Origin of the sequence: Vibrio sp. DW001 (assembly GCF_029016285.1) — a bacterium.
Lineage (GTDB): Bacteria > Pseudomonadota > Gammaproteobacteria > Enterobacterales > Vibrionaceae > Vibrio.
In genome coordinates this window covers 405,281-421,353 of record NZ_CP091976.1, presented here as the reverse complement: position 1 = coordinate 421,353, position 16,073 = coordinate 405,281, and the positions used below count along the sequence as shown (strand labels likewise).

Here is a 16,073-nt window from a genome sequence, read left to right as displayed (position 1 = left end):
CTTTTTTTTGTAATGTGAATCAAAGACCATGTATTCGGTTAGACCTAGAGTCTGCCAGACTGGTGATGATATTAGAAAGTAATGTATAAAATTCGAATCGGATTTTTAAGAGAATGAGATTGAAATGAAAAAATTTATATTGTTAGTCGCAACAACCTTGATGAGCCTATCTGCTTATGCCGCCCAATTTTCTGAAGGCAAACACTATACTGTCTTAGATACAGCGAAGGCCTCCTCCCCAACGGTAACAGAGTTCTTTTCATTCTATTGTCCACATTGTTACGGATTCGAACCCGTGATGGAAGGGTTGAAGGATGAGTTACCTGAGGGTGCATCTTTCCAGAAAGTACACGTGTCGTTTATGGGTAACAATATGGCGGTTCCTATGGCAAAAGCTTACGCGACAATGGTAGCGTTGAAGGTTGAAGATCAGGTTGTGATGCCAATGTTCAAACAGATCCATGACTTCAAGAAGACCCCGAGCAATGAAGCCGAACTTCGTCAAGTCTTTATCGATAATGGTGTTTCTGCTAAGAAGTTTGACTCTGCGTTTAACGGTTTTGCAGTAGACTCAATGCAGAAACGCTTTGATAAGCAGTTTAAAGCGACGGGTTTATCGGGTGTTCCTGGTGTGGTTGTGAACAACAAGTACATCGTTAAGTCAGATGGTATCGAAACAATTGCTGAGTACTATCAGCTTGTCAATTATCTGTTAACGCTATAAAAATATTGACGGTTCAGGTCGAGGTGCTCTGACAACTCGAAGTAAGTTTGTGATAAACAGGGAGGTGAGGTCACGGACTTATAAGGTTGGTCACATTCTGCTCTCCTAGCTTATTTATACTCTATGGAGAGATAATTAAATGAGCAGGAGAGTATTATGAGATGGTCAGCCTTAGTTACTATCATTCTATTATTGTCAGGGTGCTGTAACGGCTCAGGTTTAGGACCTAGAGCCGCTATTGATACTGAACCTAACCACCCGATCACTATTGAACGTATTTCTTAACTATTTTCCGCTTAGATTGATGTAACAGTTAGTCGAGACCGGGTACTTGGTGTCCGGTTGTCTTTCTAATGGAGCAAGCGAAGTGAGCTTTAAGTCGTCCAATATTAATAGTACGCAGGGGACGATAATGGAGGCGAGTAATGTTGCTGTCATCAGTCCAAACGCAATGCTCGCAATGAGTGGAATTAAAAACTGAGCCTGAGTGCTACTTTCTGTAAGTAAAGGCAGCAGACCAGCAAATGTCGTTAATGATGTAATAAAAATCGCTCTAAATCGGTCATGAACGGCTTCTTTACACGCTTCTTTTAAATGTTGGCCTTTCGCCATATTTTCTTTAACAAAATTAACCAAAAGAATATTGTCATTAACCACGATACCAGCAAGGGTCGCGAACCCGACTAAGCTCGGAATGGTAAGGTCTAACCCCATACCTAGGTGCCCCCAAATAACACCGATCCACCCCATCGGTATTGCAAGCAGCACTGCGAAGGGTTGACTGAAGCTTTGGAATAGAAAAGCCAAAATTAGAAAGATACCAATCACACCGAGGGAAAAAAAGGTCAATAATGACGAACCAGTGTCAGCGCTCTCTTTGTCTTGTCCTTGAGAAACAAACGTGACATCAGGGAATTTTTTCTTTGAATTCGGTACGAACTCTCCGTAGAACTTCTGCATAATTTCTCTGGAGTTTGCAATTCTGGTATTCACGTTACCCTGCACAGTAACGGTATTTAGCGAATTGATACGATTGATTCTCGAGTACGACTGTTTTTCCTGAAATTCGGCCACACTAGAGAGAGGCACCAATTTTCCATTCGAAGCGGTAACCGCGAGATCTTTTAGACCGCTCAAGCTCGCCTGATAGGTAAATTCATCTACCCTGACGGTAATATCTAGAGTTTCGCCATTTTGGAATACTGAAAGGTCGGTACCACCTTTTACGGCACTCCTTAATGTCTGTGCAACTTGTGCTGCATTGATACCCACGACACCCGCTTCATTTTTCAAACTCACGTGGATCTCTGTTCGGCCATCACGTAGGTCATTCGAAAGGTTAAATACACCATCGAACCCTTTCAGCCACTTGATAAGAGAGCGACTCGCTTTGTTCAGTTCATCGAGAGAGCTACCTTGCACTCTAATATCAATACCGTTGCCAGCAATTCCGCGCTCCTTGTCTGTGAATTTGAGTGAAACCACGTCTGCTGTTGGTCCAACCTTCTTCTTCCAGTTTTGAATTAACGACTTTATGCTTTCTTGTCGGAACTGCGCCGCGAGTAAATCGGCGCTGACTGTCGCTAAATGAGGGCCTGATTCCTTGGCATCGATATTGGTATTGTACATGATTGTCGTGCTTTCAATTAAGGGAGGCGAATCTGGGAATTTGACGGCATATTCTTGATTGAGGTCAGTTAGTGCAGTGGAAACCTTGCTTACTACCGTTTCGGTTTGATTCAGAAGACTCCCTTGCGGTAATAAAATTCTGGCCTGTAAGGTATCGCTTTCTAGTGATGGCATCGCTTTAAACTTTAGCCAACCAGCGGGGAAAGTGGCTGTTGAAACGAGCACAACCATCAACATTAATCCTAGGCTAAAGTAGGGGGTGTCCATGGCTTTGACTGAAATAGGGACAAATATCGTGTCTCTTATCCGTTCGAATGTTGCGAGGAATCGATCTCTGATCGGATTGGATTTGGTCTCTATGTGACTATGGGCTAAATGAGAAGGTAAAATCAAAAATGCTTCAATAAGGCTGACCAGTAAAGTGATCAGAAGAATGATCGGTATATAGCGTAGTACTTCCCCAAGCTTGCCGCTTAAAAACATGAGCGGACCGATGACCATTAATGTTGTCGCAAACGAGGCTATGACCCCAGGAAACACTTGCCTAGTGCCAACGATTGCTGCCTCGTAAGATGACATACCAGCTTGGCGTTTTGCTGCTATGTTTTCGGCGATGATTAATGAATCATCCATCAACAATCCAATTGCAACAATAAGACCGACCATGGTCATCATATTGATAGTATAGCCAAGTAAATGCATAACAAAGATAGAACCAAGAAACGAGACAGGTAACCCCATTGCCACCCAAAAACTAAAGCGGATATTGAAAAATGCCCACAACATTAAGAACGCAAGCGCTAGCCCTTGTATCCCGTTACTGGTCAATATACGAAGACGTTCGTTAATGTTTACGCTGACATCTTGGGTGATCGTCAATTTAATACCAGAGGCGGCCATATTTTGTTCACGCTTTATCAGCTTATCTAACGCTTCTTTTACTTTTAATGTGTCTTGAAAATAGGTTTTTGATATCTGTAATAGGGCGGCCTGTTGGCCGTTGAACAGAATTTTTTCTTCATCCAGTGCGAATTTTTGTTCAATCTTAGCGATGTCACCAAGCCGAATTTGGCTGCCTTTTTCACTGGTTTTGATGATTAAGTTTTTGAAGTCCTCAACATGATTACTTTGGTGGTTAAAACGGACACTCAGTGCTTCTAATTGATTGGTAAATACTCCCGCGGGGCTGTTGATATTTTGTTGCTCAACCAAGGTAGAAAGATCAGAAATACTTAACCCATACTGTTTTAATTTCCAATCTGAAATGCGTACTTCTATCTCTTGCTCAGAAAAACCAGAGACCACAACTTGAGCGATTAAAGGGTTGGCTTTGAGTCGGTTTTTCACCTCTTGCGCATAGTAATAGAGATCTTGTTCAGACATGTCGCCTGTTATCGCCACGCTGGCAACATTCGCCGTCCGGTCCTGTTTGGTAACGGTAATCTGCTCCACTCGATCTGGGAAATCGCTGATAGCATTGACCTGTTGTTGGATATCTGCGGTGAGGACATCAATATCCTCACCGGCTGTGACTTCCGCGTTGGCAATCGCGATGTTTTCTCTCGCATCACAAGTGAGCTCTTTGATTCCGTTGAGCTTATCCAGAGAGTCTTCTAGTGGTGAACATACCTCCTCTAGCACCTCCATTGGTGATGCGCCTGGATAATTAATTCGGACTTCGATGTCTTTGGTTGGTGTTACGGGAAACGTATCTTTCTGTAATTTGGGCAACGCAAATGCGCCTAATAATAGTATCGTTATCATCAGAACATTTGCGCCAGTTGAATGCCGAGCAAAGAAGGCGATCATAACTTACCCTCCGTTTTCGGTGTTTTCCCAACAGAGAAACCAGTGATGTCATTCATCCATGCCACGATTTTTTTGTCTGCTTGAGGTTTCAAAGGCATGCCTTTAACGGCGGGAGACAACTTGCTCACCACAACGTTATCGTTTGGCAAGAGCCCATCTCTAATTACGGCGACTTGGTTCTGGATAAAAGCAACGGTGACCGATTTAATCTCTAGTTTTCCGTCGCTGTTGACGACATAAACGTTTCCTTGATGGATAGCGTTTGCTGGAATTAATAGCTGATTTTTTAATACGGGGGCCTTTAATGTCACTTTCACAAATGTGTCTCGGATCAAAGGGGGTTTTTTACCGGGTTGCGCCTGCCCATAAGGGTTGCTGATACGAACCACAATACTTTGGCTTTGCGTTTGTGCGTCAATCTGCCCGCCAGATCGGTCTACGGCCCCATTCCAAGCGATAATACGGTCACCTGCCTTTAGTTCGATGAGCGCTTCTAGCTCGTGATGCAGATCACCACTCATGTCACTCTTATCGGCTGCTTGGTGCAGTGGCCGCATTTTCCCTAGTGCGAATTGCGCGCTGACCTCTACCGCGTCTATGCCATCCGCTCGAAGTAGAACCTCCCCTTTATTGACGTATTCAGCAATGCCGGCCACTTTTTCCGTAATGCGAAGATCAAAAGGGGCGGAAATAGTGGTTTGTTGTAGATCTCGTTCTGCAAGGGCAAGCTGCATTTGCATGACTCTCTGTTCGGCCTGATTGATCACTATGCTGTTTTTCAGCGTTTGTAATTGCTGTTGATTACTCAATAGTTCTCGTGTCGCTCGGTCTTTTTCTGTTTTGGATATATGGCCCGTTTTGCTCAATTGCATAGAACGTTCATATTCTGATTGTTGAATTCTGTATTCTTCTGAAGCGATCTTTAAAGAGGCTGAAATCGTTTTGTCTCTTAGCTTAGCCACTTCTATTTCGGCATTCAGTTTTGCAACTTCAAGTTCGTACACTGACGGGTCAACCTTTAATAATGGTGTCCCTTTGCTAACGATATTGCCTTCCTGAAGGTTGCCAGATTCCCAGATAATGGTGCCATCCAATTCTGATTGGGCTTCCCACTCTAGTGCCGGTTTGGTATGCCCATAACCGACAGCGACAGGTTGCAATTTTCGTGGAATAACCTTTAAAACCCGAACGACTTTCTTACCGGTGGATTGCGTTATTGCTGGTGGTTCAGCCTTCATTCCCGGAGCAAGAAATAAAAGAATCCCTCCCAGAATAAGAGGTGGAATAATGAGAACTCTTTGCTTCCAATTGAATTGAGACATTTTACTTTCCTAATAATTAGTAAGTTATAATATTCTAATTATAATAGTAAAAAAAATCCCATATTTTGCACATGGGATTTTAGTTTTTATGAAGAGCGACCTTGCCCTTTTCCTTTCCAACCTTGTCGATTGTTGTTACATGGCATTCTTTGATATTCATCTTGGTCAATGAGTCGGTCTCCGTTAGTATCGATATTTTCAAACATAGGTGCATTAGACATATTTCTTAATGTTCGACCCTCTGCTGTTTTTTGAACAATTTGGTCTGCTCTAAAGAGATTGAATTCGTCTAGGCTGACATTCCCATCTTGATTCGCATCCATTTGAATAAAAGTTGGCATCTGGTTGGCCCTTGCCTTGTTGTTGCCTCTGCCAGCTGCGTTCACCCCAACAGCAATAGTCAAACCTAAAATGGCGATAGTTGAAAGCGCTATTTTACTGTTCATGATTCATACCTTATCTGTGTGTGTACTTTAATATTAATACCGTGAATGTATTTCTGTGTAAGTTAATGTAAATCAGTGTAAAGTATTGATATAAATAGAAATGAAGATGATTTTCATTCCTATTTGTTAGAGTGGATTATCTATTTACACTTTTTTCACATGATCTGATCTATGCTCATAGATATATAACGATAAATATAATAATGAGGTTTGGATGATGAGAGTAATCAATCGGTTAGTTTCTATATTGTGTATCGCTTTTAGCGCGTATTCATTCGCTGCCAATGATGCGGCTCCCGATTTTAACTTTGAACTAGAAAATCAACAAACCAGCCTAAAGGCCGTGTCTGAAAGTCGTTGGGTGTATCTGGATTTTTGGGCGAGTTGGTGTGGCCCTTGTCGATATTCTTTTCCGTTTATGAATGAATTACAAAATGAATTTGGTGACAAAGGTTTGAAGGTTATCACTGTCAATGTGGACAGTGACCGGTTATTAGCAGAACAATTTTTACAAGATAATCCCGCGAATTTTTCCGTTGTTTATGACCCTAAAGGTGAGATAGCGAGTGCCTATAAGGTACCAGCAATGCCAAGCAGTTATCTAATTAAAAACGGTGAAATTGTTGGCATGCATGTCGGTTTCAAAACCAGTGACAAGCAAGAGCTCAAGGAACAAATAAGCGTGTTAATTCAGCCTTAAGGAGCAAGAATGAAAAACGCCAAGATATTATTAATGCTGTTAAGCATTAGTCTCATAGCGGCATGCAGTCAGTTAGGGGTGCAGCCATGGGAAAAAGATCTTCTTGCCGATCCTCGAATGGAATTACAGGCAAACGAAATAGATAAAAGCTTTGATGACCATATCTATTTTAGTAAAGAAGCGACGAGTGGTGGCCGTGGTAGTGCGGCAGGGGGTTGTGGATGCAACTAACAAAAATAGGAAAAATTAGCAGTGCGCTTGCCGTCGCGAGTCAATTGCTGGTTAGCCCAAATGCACAAGCGGATGAGAACAGTTCAGACGCCGTTTGGGACTATGACACGGCAATCTTATACTACGGAGAAGATTCAGGCAGAGTCATGGCTTCGGAAGGGATGTTTGGGGCGACGAGAACAAATGGCGATGGGCAGGTATTTAGCTCAAAACTGACAGTAGATGCATTAACTGGTGCGTCTCCTACTGGTGCGGTGGCGCAAAATGAAGCTCAAACGTTTACAAGGCCTTCTGGAAATGGATCCTATGTCGTCGCCCCCGGTGATACCCCGCTAGACGACACGTTTCATGATACTCGTGTTCAACTTAATTTGGGCTGGAGCTCTCCAATAAATCGAGTATGGGATTGGTCTACAGGGTTACATTTGAGCAAGGAGTATGATTATCTATCTTTGGGCGGAAATCTTGGTTTCACTCGCTCCCTGAATCAAAAAAATACGGAGCTTACCTTGGGGGTCGGTGGCTATTTCGATACACTTGAACCTGAAGGTGGCATACCTGTTGGTGGTTCAGAGATGGTCTACCGCAATGATTACTCATCCGATGCTGAGTTTAATGCGGCGTTTGATAGTACTCGTCAAGATAGCAGCGAAACCAAAACGACAACTGAGCTAAATTTTGGTGTTAGCCAAGTTATAAACCGATGGTTAATAACATCGTTAAATTATAACTACTCAAATGTGAGTGGTTACTTAACCGATCCGTTTAAATTGGTGAGTGTGGTGGATGAGACGGGCACGACACAACAAAACGTGTATGAAAACCGCCCTGATTCACGCACGAAACACGTACTGTTTTGGCAGACGAAAGCGAATATCAGTGGGCAGGTATTAGATGTAAGTTATCGATACATGCTCGATGACTGGGAGATTGATTCACATACAATTGATGTGCGCTACAACTACAGGTTTAGCAATAATCACTATCTTGAACCTCACATTCGATTTTATACTCAATCTGCCGCCGATTTTTATTCACCATATCTCATGAACTCCGCTGCATTGCCGGAATATATGAGTGCGGATTATCGATTAGGTGAGATGAACACTTATACGATTGGTTTTAAATATGGCTTACCAATAAATGATGACGAACTCGCATTTAGGCTAGAATATTATGTACAACAACCAAAAAATTCAGGGTTTGATGAACTCGGACAACTGGCCCAACATGACCTGTATCCAGAGATTAAAGCCATCATCGCCCAAGTTAATTATTCGTTTTAGTCAGACCAAGGAAAAGTATGGTTGATAAGCCATTAACGTTGAAATGGAAAGTTGATCACTGGCAGGGCGTTTTTCCTGCCATGGCGAGTCTCTGCGAGATACTGATAGAACCGTGTGAGAAGAGACTCGCACAGCAGTTACTTAACCGCGCGGCAGACACTACTCAGGACATCGAGTCCAAATTCAGCCGTTATAGAAGAGATAATCTCTGTTCTCAGATTAACCGGAGTAACGGTGAACCGGTCGCGATAGATGACGAAACATTTCGATTGTTCCAGTTTGCCGACACATGCTTTCAAATAAGTGATGGGATGTTCGACATTACCTCTGGCGTATTGAGGAAGGTGTGGACGTTTGACGGAGGTGATCAGGTCCCATCAAAAGAGCAAATAGAGCAGTTATTGCCATTTATCGGCTGGAACAAGGTCGAATTTGATGAAAATCAGGTCTGTATCCCAATAGGAATGGAGGTGGATTTTGGTGGTATTGGAAAAGAGTACGCTGTTGACAAAGTCGCTAATCAAATGAGAGAGATGGCGAAAAATACGTCGGTATTGGTTAATTTCGGTGGCGATCTAGCCATCAGCCAGCCCAAATCTTCGAGTAAACCTTGGCTTATTGGTTTTGAACGGCCAATCAGTAATGAGAGCCAAAAATCAATTAATCTTGTGCAGGGCGGCCTTGCAACAAGTGGTGATGCAAACCGATATCTTCTTAAAAATGGTGTCCGTTATAGTCATATAATCAGTCCTAAAACAGGTTGGCCAATAGAGCAGGCACCTTCGCAGGTCACTGTTGCGGGTAGCAATTGTATTCAGGCTGGGTTAATTAGCACCATAGCGATGCTTCATGGTAAAGAAGCTAAATCTTTCCTTCAAGCACAACAGGTGCCTTTTTGGATAATAGAATGAAGGCAATGCACATTCTCTAGATTGATTTCGTGCGATTTTTAGAGATATAGTCGACCGAATCACCCATATTCAGCCCATATTGTTCAGCTTTGATGCATTTCACAATCTGAACGTTTTCGATGGTTTCCAAATCGATATAACTCACATCACAGTATTGCCGTGTTGTCAGGTCATAAAAAGAGTATACGCGAGGCTTGGTTGTATCTTGAATGTTTCTGTTATCGACAATGGCCAGTTTGTCAGAGCTAAGCTCAACAACGGATCCAGCAGGATAAGAACCAACGCAGTCGATAAATCTTTTTACCAATATTTCGTCTAATTCTCCTTCGGCAGCCATTCTTCGAATAATTTCAAATGCCTTGGTATGGGTGAAGCTCTGTTTATAACAACGGGTTGCTGTTAGTGCATCAAATACGTCACAAATCGCGATGATTCGACCATTAATAGGGATGTCACTCTCTTCTAAACCTATTGGGTAGCCACTGCCATTTAATTTTTCGTGGTGCAGAGCGGCAGTATTTAATGAGAGTTTTGATACACCAGAAGTCTGCTTAAGCCTTTTAATCGATTCAGTAACGTGGGATTTCATCACATCAAACTCTGCCGTTGTAAGGCGAGAGGGTTTATAGAGAATTCGGTCAGGAATATCAACTTTACCAATATCATGCAATATTGCGCCGATAGCCATATGTTGAATAACTTCTTCATCTAGTTTTAAGTATCGGGCGAACATGGCAGTCAAGGTGGCGACACCGAGAGAATGTTCTAATAGGTATTGATCTTTGTCTCTAATGTTTTGTAAGCAACCGATAGCATTAGGATTTTCGAACAAGGTATTAATATAGTTGCGAGTCGTTTTTTTTACTTCGTCTATATCAATTTGCAGCCCATTTTGGATGTTTTCAAAAACCTTCCGTTGTACCTCTTTGGATTCATTTAGGATTTCTTGAGTTTTTTCTAAATGCTCAAACGCACTCTTACTTTGAGCGGATTTGAGCGGGTTAGTAGACTTGGGGTATTTTCGTTTTGCGGGATCAACCAATACCTTGGTCACCCCAGACTTTTGAAGTTGTTCAAGAGCAGATTGGTTTCTAATCCAACTCGCATTACTTAAGCGAAAATTACTTTTTTGTTCTGTAATCTCAACGACGTACATACCTATTTTGAGTTCTGAAATCTTGATTTCACTATGCATTTACGAGTCGAAACCTATTATAACTGGGGGGGGGCAAACCTAACTTTCTGATGTGATGTAAGTATAATCATTTTTAATAAGAATTGAGTACTGCTTTTTAACTAGATTGTGAATAGTGCAGTGTTGGGCGATACGATGCTTGATTAGTAATCGATTTTTGTTGGTTCTTCATCCGGTTTTTTCTTTACTAACTTCATCCAGAAATGGCATGCGGCTCTATCTGCGGTGGTCGGGTTACCCCACGCTCCACATAGATCAACAGGCTTGCCTGTTGATCTCAAAAACTGTCTACAGTTACCACAACATTTATTCATCATACTTTTCTTTGTTGGTTGAAAACGAAAACCAGAATATAGCTGCTTTTCATTGTGTTCATTGATGTAGATAACGCTCTTGTTATGTTTACACGTTGTAGGAATATCTGACGGTTTCAAGATAGGCTGCGTCTCTCTCTTGCGTCTCTGTTGGCAAAATAAGATTTGAGAAAATCGAGTAACACCCGAAGCTTTTTGGATTCCGAAGCGCCAGGAGGAAAGACTCCGTATACATTGATCGGTGCAAGGCGGTAATCGTCTAATATAGTTTCTAATTTCCCTAGCTTAAGCTTTGGTGTGACATCATAGAGTGGAATTCGCCCTAGACCATGCCCACCTTCTACAAATGCCGTTCTTGCCGCTGCGTTGTTGGTTGAAATACTTCCTTTTGCTTTGACTCGAAATGAACGAGAGCCCTTCGTTATCTCTAAAGTTGTCGATGTTTGCTTATAGACAACCCATGTATGACCATCAAGTTCGGTTGGGCTTTTTGGGCGACCATATCGATTGAAGTAGTCTGGGGAGGCACACAAACAAGTGGGAAGTGTCGATAATTTAATGGCTTGTAATCCTGAATCCGGTAGAGGCGCGCCTCGAATCGCAAGATCGATGCCTTCTTGAATGATATTAATGACATCGTCGGATAACATGACATCTAAATCTATCTTTGGAAATTGTTCTTTAAATTCGTTGAGCGCAGGGACGATTAATTGTAACCCCACGTTAACAGGGCAGGTAATCTTAATCAGCCCTTGTGGTTCGTTCTTAAAATTATCCATCTTCTGCTGTGCAAACTGTGCTTGCTCAGTGATGACCCTACAGCTTTCGTAATACGCTTTCCCTGCCTCCGTAAGCGATATACTTCGCGTGGAACGGTTGAGAAGCTTCACGCCCAAGTTGTTTTCTAATTTTTTCATGTGGTAACTCACCACCGTTCTAGACAGCTCAACTTTTTTTGCGGCGGCACTAAAGCTACCTTGTTCTACAATATGGGTAAACACGACCATGCTTTTAAGCTGTTCAATTGATACGTTCATATTGGCGTTAACCTATTGTACTAATAATTGAACTAATGTAGTGCATAAGAGCCTCATTGTCTAAATATCATAGCGGTTATATAGTTGTTCTACATCCAATAGGGTCATCCAACAAACAAAATAAGAGAAAGTAATCATGACGAACACAACAGCAAAAAAAATACTGATGGTACTTACTTCACACGCAGATCTCGGCAATACAGGTAAAAAAACGGGTTTTTGGGTTGAAGAGTTTGCTTCACCTTACTATGCGTTTTTAGATGCGGGGATTGAGATTACTTTGGCGTCACCAGCGGGCGGACAACCACCGATTGACCCTAGTAGTGAGTTAGAAGATTTTCAGACGGCGGCAACAAAACGTTTCGACGAAGACCAAGCGGGACAACAGCGTCTCGCGAGTACACTGAAACTTGAAGATATGAATGAATCAGATTTCGATGCGGTATTCTATCCAGGCGGTCACGGTCCGTTATGGGATTTGGTCGACGACGCCAACTCTGTGAAGTTAGTGGAATCCTTCTTAGCAAACAATAAACCTGTAGCTGCAGTTTGCCACGCAACAGCGGTTCTACTTAATGCAAAGGATTCCGAAGGCGAGTATGTGGTGAAAGCAAAAGCGGTTACAGGATTTAGTAACACAGAAGAAGAAGCGGTTCAGCTTACAGACGTCGTTCCATTTTTACTGGAAGATGAGTTGAAGAACCGCGGTGCAGAATATCAAAAAGTAAGCGATTGGGCGTCGTTTGTAGTACAAGACGGACTTATCGTAACGGGCCAAAACCCGGCGAGCTCAGAGTCAGCGGCAGAAAAATTGTTGGGTATGTTATAACCATCTCGAATTGCGCGTGAACAAAAATGCTAAAATAAAAGCCCTATTGATAATAGATCAATGGGGCTTTTATTTGCACGCTGAGTGTTAACGTTATACAACTAATTCATTTTTACATTAAGAAGGAGTGCGGTATGAAATTTCTCTGGCTCAAATTACTCGTGACAATTGTTGTCTTTGCCGGGCTATTTGCCATGGTGTATGTAAAAGTGGCTAGCGGTAGTATGTGAATTTCAGTCATTTACCTATTCGGCGGCGAACCATCAACGGTTCAGAATTTACTGATTGGCTGACTTTACTCTTATTTTGTTATTCGCAACTTCGGTCTGATTTAGGCCGGCAATTGCTGCTATCCCTTCGCTTTTTTCTGGCATTTCAACAAATGCAAATCCTTTTGACAGCCCTGTCTCTTGATCTAACACTAAGTTGCACTGTTTTACTGTACCAAACGCGGAGAATAGGATACGAATTTCTTGTTCTGTGGTATTGCGAGCAAGGTTGCGCACTAAAAGTTTCATAGAAAACCTGTATTTTAAATTGTATTTGGGATTGTCTCAGGTATTGCTAGGCTAACCAAGCTCTAATTGTCGATTTTACTTCCGATTATCATAGTTTGACTTGAGTTTAAATCCATTCGAGCTATTGTCTTAATAATATCTAACTATTGTGAATTAAGAAGGCGCACCATGATAAAACTCAGAAAAATGCGAGATGATGAGTTTTTGGCCTATCGACAGTACTCAATGCTGGCGTATGGAAGAGACTTGGCGGAGAATTATGGTTACACGTTGAGTAAAGCATCGGATGTTGCGGATCATAAACTAAAAGAATGTTTTCCTGATGGTGTGGAAGCCAGCGATCATGAAATGTACTGTATTGAGTTTGGTGTTGAGTCGGCAGCCCAATTAGTTGGATATCTGTGGTACAAAATGATGCCGGCAGATAAAGCCGCCTTTATTTATGACTTTTATGTGTTCAAGGACTTCCGGGGTTGCGGTATCGGAACACAGGTGTTGTCGGAATTAGAAACTCGCTTAATTGAAAACGGAATTGAGTTTCTTAATCTAAGAGTGGCGACCAATAATGAGCGTGCCCAAAGACTGTATCAAAAGTTGGCATTCAACGTAACCGGATACAATATGACCAAAAGGTTGACTGGTGAATAGTGGAGAGAGTTTCGGTGTTTTATAGAGAAATTGACAGTGAAGTAAAGCTTGCGTTAGTACACAAATCATTTGCCCCGCGATACGCCGAATTGGCCAAAGATAATTTTGAATACCTTGAAGAATGGCTTGCTTGGCCCCCTCATTGTAAAAGTAAGCTCGATTTCGAAGAATTTGTTCAGCGTTCTTTGCATGATTATGCTGATGGCAAATCCATGGTTTGTGGTGTTTTTTATAAGAATGAGTTGGTCGGAAATGCGAGCTTTAACTCCATTGCCCATCATCTGAAAAAAGTAGAGATAGGTTATTGGCTTGCCAAACCTTATCAGGGTAAAGGTATCATGGCGCGTGTATGTGCAACACTTATAGAAATAGCGTTTGTAGAACTTGATATGCAGAAGGTACAGATTTCCGCCGCGACTGGGAATAAACCAAGCCGAGCAATCTGTGAACGATTGGGAATGACCCTTGAAGGCATAATCACTCAACAGGAATATCTTGGTGGTCGCCTTGTGGACCACGCCATTTATGCTTTACATAAAGAGAATCAATTGTGATTGAATTAGTGATATTTGATTGTGACGGTACGCTTGTTGATAGCGAACTTTTGTGCAATCAAGCCCTAGAATGGAAGCTGGCGGAATTAGGTATAATCATTGCCGCTCAAGAACTGGTTGATAGGTTCCGTGGCGTTAAGTTTAATGACATTCTTGCCACAATAGAAGACGAACATTCAATGACGTTGCCCGAACATTTTGAGAGGAAATATCGAGAAAAAGTGAAAGCATTATTTGCGGAGTCACTGAGGGCAAACGAAGGGGTTAAGGAACTGCTTGAGAATGTTCAGTTACCAATATGTGTTGCCTCTTCTGCACCTCGAGCAAAAATTGATCAGGCATTGACAATCACTGGCCTGAAAACGTTTTTTAATAACAATATTTTTAGTTGTTATGATATTGAAATTTGGAAGCCTCAACCTGATATATTTTTGCATACCGCAAGAAAAATGGGTTATAAACCCAAGAACTGTCTAGTCGTTGAAGATAGCCCTGTCGGGATCCAAGCGGCTCAAGCTGCTGGAATGAATGTTGTCCTATATGACCCTCATCAAATCCATGCTGATATTGATGTTGAATATCGCGTGTCATCAATGCACGACATTCGCGCATTATTGTCATAGGATGTTCCATTCTATGGAAAACTAAGTTTAAGCTTGGTCAATCGCATCTTAGATTTAAAAAATAAGCGCATTAGCACCACTAAGGATAACCAGTGCAAACATCTAACCACCGGGCTTGGCAAAACCCACAGAATTTTTTGATACTTACTTCTATTGTTATCACTATCGCCTTTTCGAGTTGGCAGGCTTTACTGAATAATTTTGTGGTGGAACGTGCAAATTTTGATGGTGCCGATATTGGTCTTCTTCAAAGTGTTCGAGAAATCCCAGGGTTTTTAGCCTTTACCGTCGTGTTTGTTCTTCTATTTATCCGTGAACAGAAGTTTATGATTATTGCGTTGGCAATGTGTGGGCTAGGTACTGCTGCGACTGGATTTTTTCCATCTCTTGGCGGGTTACTGTTTACAACACTAATGATGTCTATTGGGTTCCATTACTTTGAGACATTAAAGCAATCACTCTCTTTACAATGGTTAACGAAAGCAGAAGCACCAGAGGTGTTAGGTAAGCTTATCTCAGTTAGTGCTTTTGCTTCGCTTTTTACCTACGCAGCACTCTGGTTGGCGCTTGAACAGCTAGAGTTAGACTACATTTGGGTTTATCTTATCGCCGGTAGCGTCGCTTTTATGATCGCGTTGGTGCTTGCGTTCGCCTTCCCAGCCTTTGAAACCCATACCCAACAGAATAAAAAGCTTGTCATGAGAAAGCGATATTGGCTTTACTACGCTTTGACGTTTATGAGTGGTGCAAGGCGACAAATATTTACGGTATTTGCCGGGTTTTTGATGGTAGAAAAATTTGGATATTCTGCAGCGGATATTACCTTACTCTTTCTTATTAACTACGCGTTCAACTGGTTATTCGCAAGGAAAATTGGGCGACTGATTGGCCGGGTTGGAGAACGAAAGGCACTCGCGTTTGAATACATTGGTTTGATCGCCGTTTTTCTTGGCTACGCCTTTGTGGAAACTGCGGAGTGGGGCGCCGCTCTTTATGTCGTCGATCATCTGTTTTTTGCCTTGGCCTTAGCCATTAGCACTTATTTTCAAAAGATTGCTGATCCAGCGGATATGGCGTCAACAGCTGGGGTCGCCTTCACTATAAATCATATCGCAGCAGTGGTTATTCCCGTTACGTTTGGTGTTATTTGGCTTGTTTCACCGGCGGCGGTTTTTCTATTGGGAGCGGGCATGGCGATTGTGTCGCTATTACTTGCGCTGAACGTACCTGAAAAACCAGCGGAAGGTAACGAAGTCAGAGTACTGAGTTGGCGATAAAGGATCAGAGGATTCACAAC

General features: G+C 42.2%; 18 protein-coding genes. 11 read left to right on the top strand and 7 right to left on the bottom strand.

Annotated features, from left to right (window positions below; translation table 11 throughout):
- Positions 1 to 124: 124 nt before the first annotated feature.
- Together L3V77_RS19315 and L3V77_RS19310 are read left to right on the top strand one after the other, a co-directional pair.
- Positions 125 to 724, top strand: coding sequence for a thiol:disulfide interchange protein DsbA/DsbL (locus L3V77_RS19315; protein ID WP_275137877.1), 600 nt, complete (start codon positions 125 to 127; stop codon positions 722 to 724).
- A gap of 156 nt (positions 725 to 880) precedes the next feature.
- Complete coding sequence (locus tag L3V77_RS19310) at positions 881 to 1,009, top strand: hypothetical protein (RefSeq protein ID WP_275137876.1); 129 nt, start codon at positions 881 to 883, stop codon at positions 1,007 to 1,009.
- On the opposite strand, the gene L3V77_RS19305 is transcribed toward L3V77_RS19310, so the two are convergent.
- The 3 genes from L3V77_RS19305 to L3V77_RS19295 form a co-directional block, all read right to left on the bottom strand.
- Positions 1,010 to 4,162, bottom strand: coding sequence for an efflux RND transporter permease subunit (locus L3V77_RS19305; protein WP_275137875.1), 3,153 nt, complete (start codon positions 4,160 to 4,162; stop codon positions 1,010 to 1,012).
- Positions 4,159 to 5,484, bottom strand: a complete 1,326-nt coding sequence (locus tag L3V77_RS19300) for an efflux RND transporter periplasmic adaptor subunit (RefSeq protein WP_275137874.1) — start codon at positions 5,482 to 5,484, stop codon at positions 4,159 to 4,161. The genes L3V77_RS19305 and L3V77_RS19300 overlap by 4 nt, the downstream gene beginning before the upstream one ends.
- Positions 5,485 to 5,570: 86 nt before the next feature.
- On the bottom strand, positions 5,571 to 5,930 hold the full coding sequence (locus L3V77_RS19295; RefSeq protein WP_275137873.1) for an EF-hand domain-containing protein: 360 nt from the start codon (positions 5,928 to 5,930) through the stop codon (positions 5,571 to 5,573).
- Positions 5,931 to 6,144: 214 nt separating this feature from the next.
- Here L3V77_RS19295 and L3V77_RS19290 point away from each other — a divergent pair, with 214 nt between their 5' ends.
- The 4 genes from L3V77_RS19290 to L3V77_RS19275 are packed head-to-tail and all read left to right on the top strand — an operon-like array spanning position 6,145 to position 9,058.
- Positions 6,145 to 6,630, top strand: coding sequence for a TlpA disulfide reductase family protein (locus tag L3V77_RS19290; protein WP_275137872.1), 486 nt, complete (start codon positions 6,145 to 6,147; stop codon positions 6,628 to 6,630).
- Positions 6,631 to 6,639: 9 nt separating this feature from the next.
- Positions 6,640 to 6,861, top strand: a complete 222-nt coding sequence (locus L3V77_RS19285; RefSeq protein ID WP_275137871.1) for a DUF4266 domain-containing protein — start codon at positions 6,640 to 6,642, stop codon at positions 6,859 to 6,861.
- Entirely contained in the window at positions 6,852 to 8,147 is a 1,296-nt protein-coding gene (locus L3V77_RS19280; RefSeq protein WP_275137870.1) for a DUF3570 domain-containing protein, read from the top strand. The genes L3V77_RS19285 and L3V77_RS19280 overlap by 10 nt, the downstream gene beginning before the upstream one ends.
- A 17-nt stretch (positions 8,148 to 8,164) precedes the next feature.
- Positions 8,165 to 9,058, top strand: coding sequence for an FAD:protein FMN transferase (locus L3V77_RS19275; RefSeq protein ID WP_275137869.1), 894 nt, complete (start codon positions 8,165 to 8,167; stop codon positions 9,056 to 9,058).
- 16 nt (positions 9,059 to 9,074) lie between these two features.
- Here L3V77_RS19275 and L3V77_RS19270 read toward each other — a convergent pair whose 3' ends face one another.
- The 3 genes from L3V77_RS19270 to L3V77_RS19260 form a co-directional block, all read right to left on the bottom strand.
- Entirely contained in the window at positions 9,075 to 10,253 is a 1,179-nt protein-coding gene (locus L3V77_RS19270; RefSeq protein WP_275137868.1) for an HD-GYP domain-containing protein, read from the bottom strand.
- Between the two features lie 143 nt (positions 10,254 to 10,396).
- The gene (locus L3V77_RS19265) at positions 10,397 to 10,687 is read right to left on the bottom strand and encodes a hypothetical protein (RefSeq protein ID WP_275138267.1); all 291 of its coding nucleotides are present in this window, start codon (positions 10,685 to 10,687) and stop codon (positions 10,397 to 10,399) included.
- Positions 10,684 to 11,604 (bottom strand): LysR family transcriptional regulator, encoded by a 921-nt coding sequence (locus L3V77_RS19260; RefSeq protein ID WP_275137867.1) that lies wholly within the window; start codon positions 11,602 to 11,604, stop codon positions 10,684 to 10,686. The genes L3V77_RS19265 and L3V77_RS19260 overlap by 4 nt, the downstream gene beginning before the upstream one ends.
- A 136-nt stretch (positions 11,605 to 11,740) precedes the next feature.
- Between L3V77_RS19260 and L3V77_RS19255 the strand changes: the two genes are divergently transcribed.
- Positions 11,741 to 12,433: a type 1 glutamine amidotransferase domain-containing protein gene (locus tag L3V77_RS19255; protein WP_275137866.1), complete on the top strand. Its 693-nt coding sequence runs from the start codon at positions 11,741 to 11,743 to the stop codon at positions 12,431 to 12,433.
- Between the two features lie 278 nt (positions 12,434 to 12,711).
- Here L3V77_RS19255 and L3V77_RS19250 read toward each other — a convergent pair whose 3' ends face one another.
- Positions 12,712 to 12,951 (bottom strand): RNA-binding protein, encoded by a 240-nt coding sequence (locus L3V77_RS19250; protein WP_275137865.1) that lies wholly within the window; start codon positions 12,949 to 12,951, stop codon positions 12,712 to 12,714.
- Between the two features lie 168 nt (positions 12,952 to 13,119).
- On the opposite strand from L3V77_RS19250, the gene L3V77_RS19245 reads away from it, so the two are divergent.
- The 4 genes from L3V77_RS19245 (at position 13,120) to L3V77_RS19230 (ending at position 16,053) form a co-directional block, all read left to right on the top strand.
- Positions 13,120 to 13,599: a GNAT family N-acetyltransferase gene (locus L3V77_RS19245; protein ID WP_275137864.1), complete on the top strand. Its 480-nt coding sequence runs from the start codon at positions 13,120 to 13,122 to the stop codon at positions 13,597 to 13,599.
- Between the two features lie 14 nt (positions 13,600 to 13,613).
- A complete protein-coding gene (locus L3V77_RS19240) occupies positions 13,614 to 14,153 on the top strand; it encodes a GNAT family protein (protein ID WP_275137863.1) in 540 nt (179 codons plus the stop codon).
- The gene (locus L3V77_RS19235) at positions 14,150 to 14,776 is read left to right on the top strand and encodes an HAD-IA family hydrolase (RefSeq protein WP_275137862.1); all 627 of its coding nucleotides are present in this window, start codon (positions 14,150 to 14,152) and stop codon (positions 14,774 to 14,776) included. Before L3V77_RS19240 ends, L3V77_RS19235 begins: the two co-directional genes overlap by 4 nt.
- 92 nt (positions 14,777 to 14,868) lie before the next feature.
- Complete coding sequence (locus tag L3V77_RS19230; protein WP_275137861.1) at positions 14,869 to 16,053, top strand: MFS transporter; 1,185 nt, start codon at positions 14,869 to 14,871, stop codon at positions 16,051 to 16,053.
- Positions 16,054 to 16,073: the final 20 nt, after the last annotated feature.

What these genes read in the sequence shown, in the direction of transcription:
- L3V77_RS19290 (WP_275137872.1), top strand. Translation starts at nt 6,145, where the DNA reads ATGATGAGAGTAATCAATCGGTTAGTTTCTATATTGTGTATCGCTTTT.
- L3V77_RS19285 (WP_275137871.1), top strand. Translation starts at nt 6,640, where the DNA reads ATGAAAAACGCCAAGATATTATTAATGCTGTTAAGCATTAGTCTCATA.
- L3V77_RS19270 (WP_275137868.1), bottom strand. Translation starts at nt 10,253, where the DNA reads ATGCATAGTGAAATCAAGATTTCAGAACTCAAAATAGGTATGTACGTC.
- L3V77_RS19300 (WP_275137874.1), bottom strand. Translation starts at nt 5,484, where the DNA reads ATGTCTCAATTCAATTGGAAGCAAAGAGTTCTCATTATTCCACCTCTT.
- L3V77_RS19310 (WP_275137876.1), top strand. Translation starts at nt 881, where the DNA reads ATGAGATGGTCAGCCTTAGTTACTATCATTCTATTATTGTCAGGGTGC.
- L3V77_RS19295 (WP_275137873.1), bottom strand. Translation starts at nt 5,930, where the DNA reads ATGAACAGTAAAATAGCGCTTTCAACTATCGCCATTTTAGGTTTGACT.
- L3V77_RS19255 (WP_275137866.1), top strand. Translation starts at nt 11,741, where the DNA reads ATGACGAACACAACAGCAAAAAAAATACTGATGGTACTTACTTCACAC.
- L3V77_RS19245 (WP_275137864.1), top strand. Translation starts at nt 13,120, where the DNA reads ATGATAAAACTCAGAAAAATGCGAGATGATGAGTTTTTGGCCTATCGA.
- L3V77_RS19305 (WP_275137875.1), bottom strand. Translation starts at nt 4,162, where the DNA reads ATGATCGCCTTCTTTGCTCGGCATTCAACTGGCGCAAATGTTCTGATG.
- L3V77_RS19250 (WP_275137865.1), bottom strand. Translation starts at nt 12,951, where the DNA reads ATGAAACTTTTAGTGCGCAACCTTGCTCGCAATACCACAGAACAAGAA.
- L3V77_RS19280 (WP_275137870.1), top strand. Translation starts at nt 6,852, where the DNA reads ATGCAACTAACAAAAATAGGAAAAATTAGCAGTGCGCTTGCCGTCGCG.
- L3V77_RS19315 (WP_275137877.1), top strand. Translation starts at nt 125, where the DNA reads ATGAAAAAATTTATATTGTTAGTCGCAACAACCTTGATGAGCCTATCT.
- L3V77_RS19260 (WP_275137867.1), bottom strand. Translation starts at nt 11,604, where the DNA reads ATGAACGTATCAATTGAACAGCTTAAAAGCATGGTCGTGTTTACCCAT.
- L3V77_RS19275 (WP_275137869.1), top strand. Translation starts at nt 8,165, where the DNA reads ATGGTTGATAAGCCATTAACGTTGAAATGGAAAGTTGATCACTGGCAG.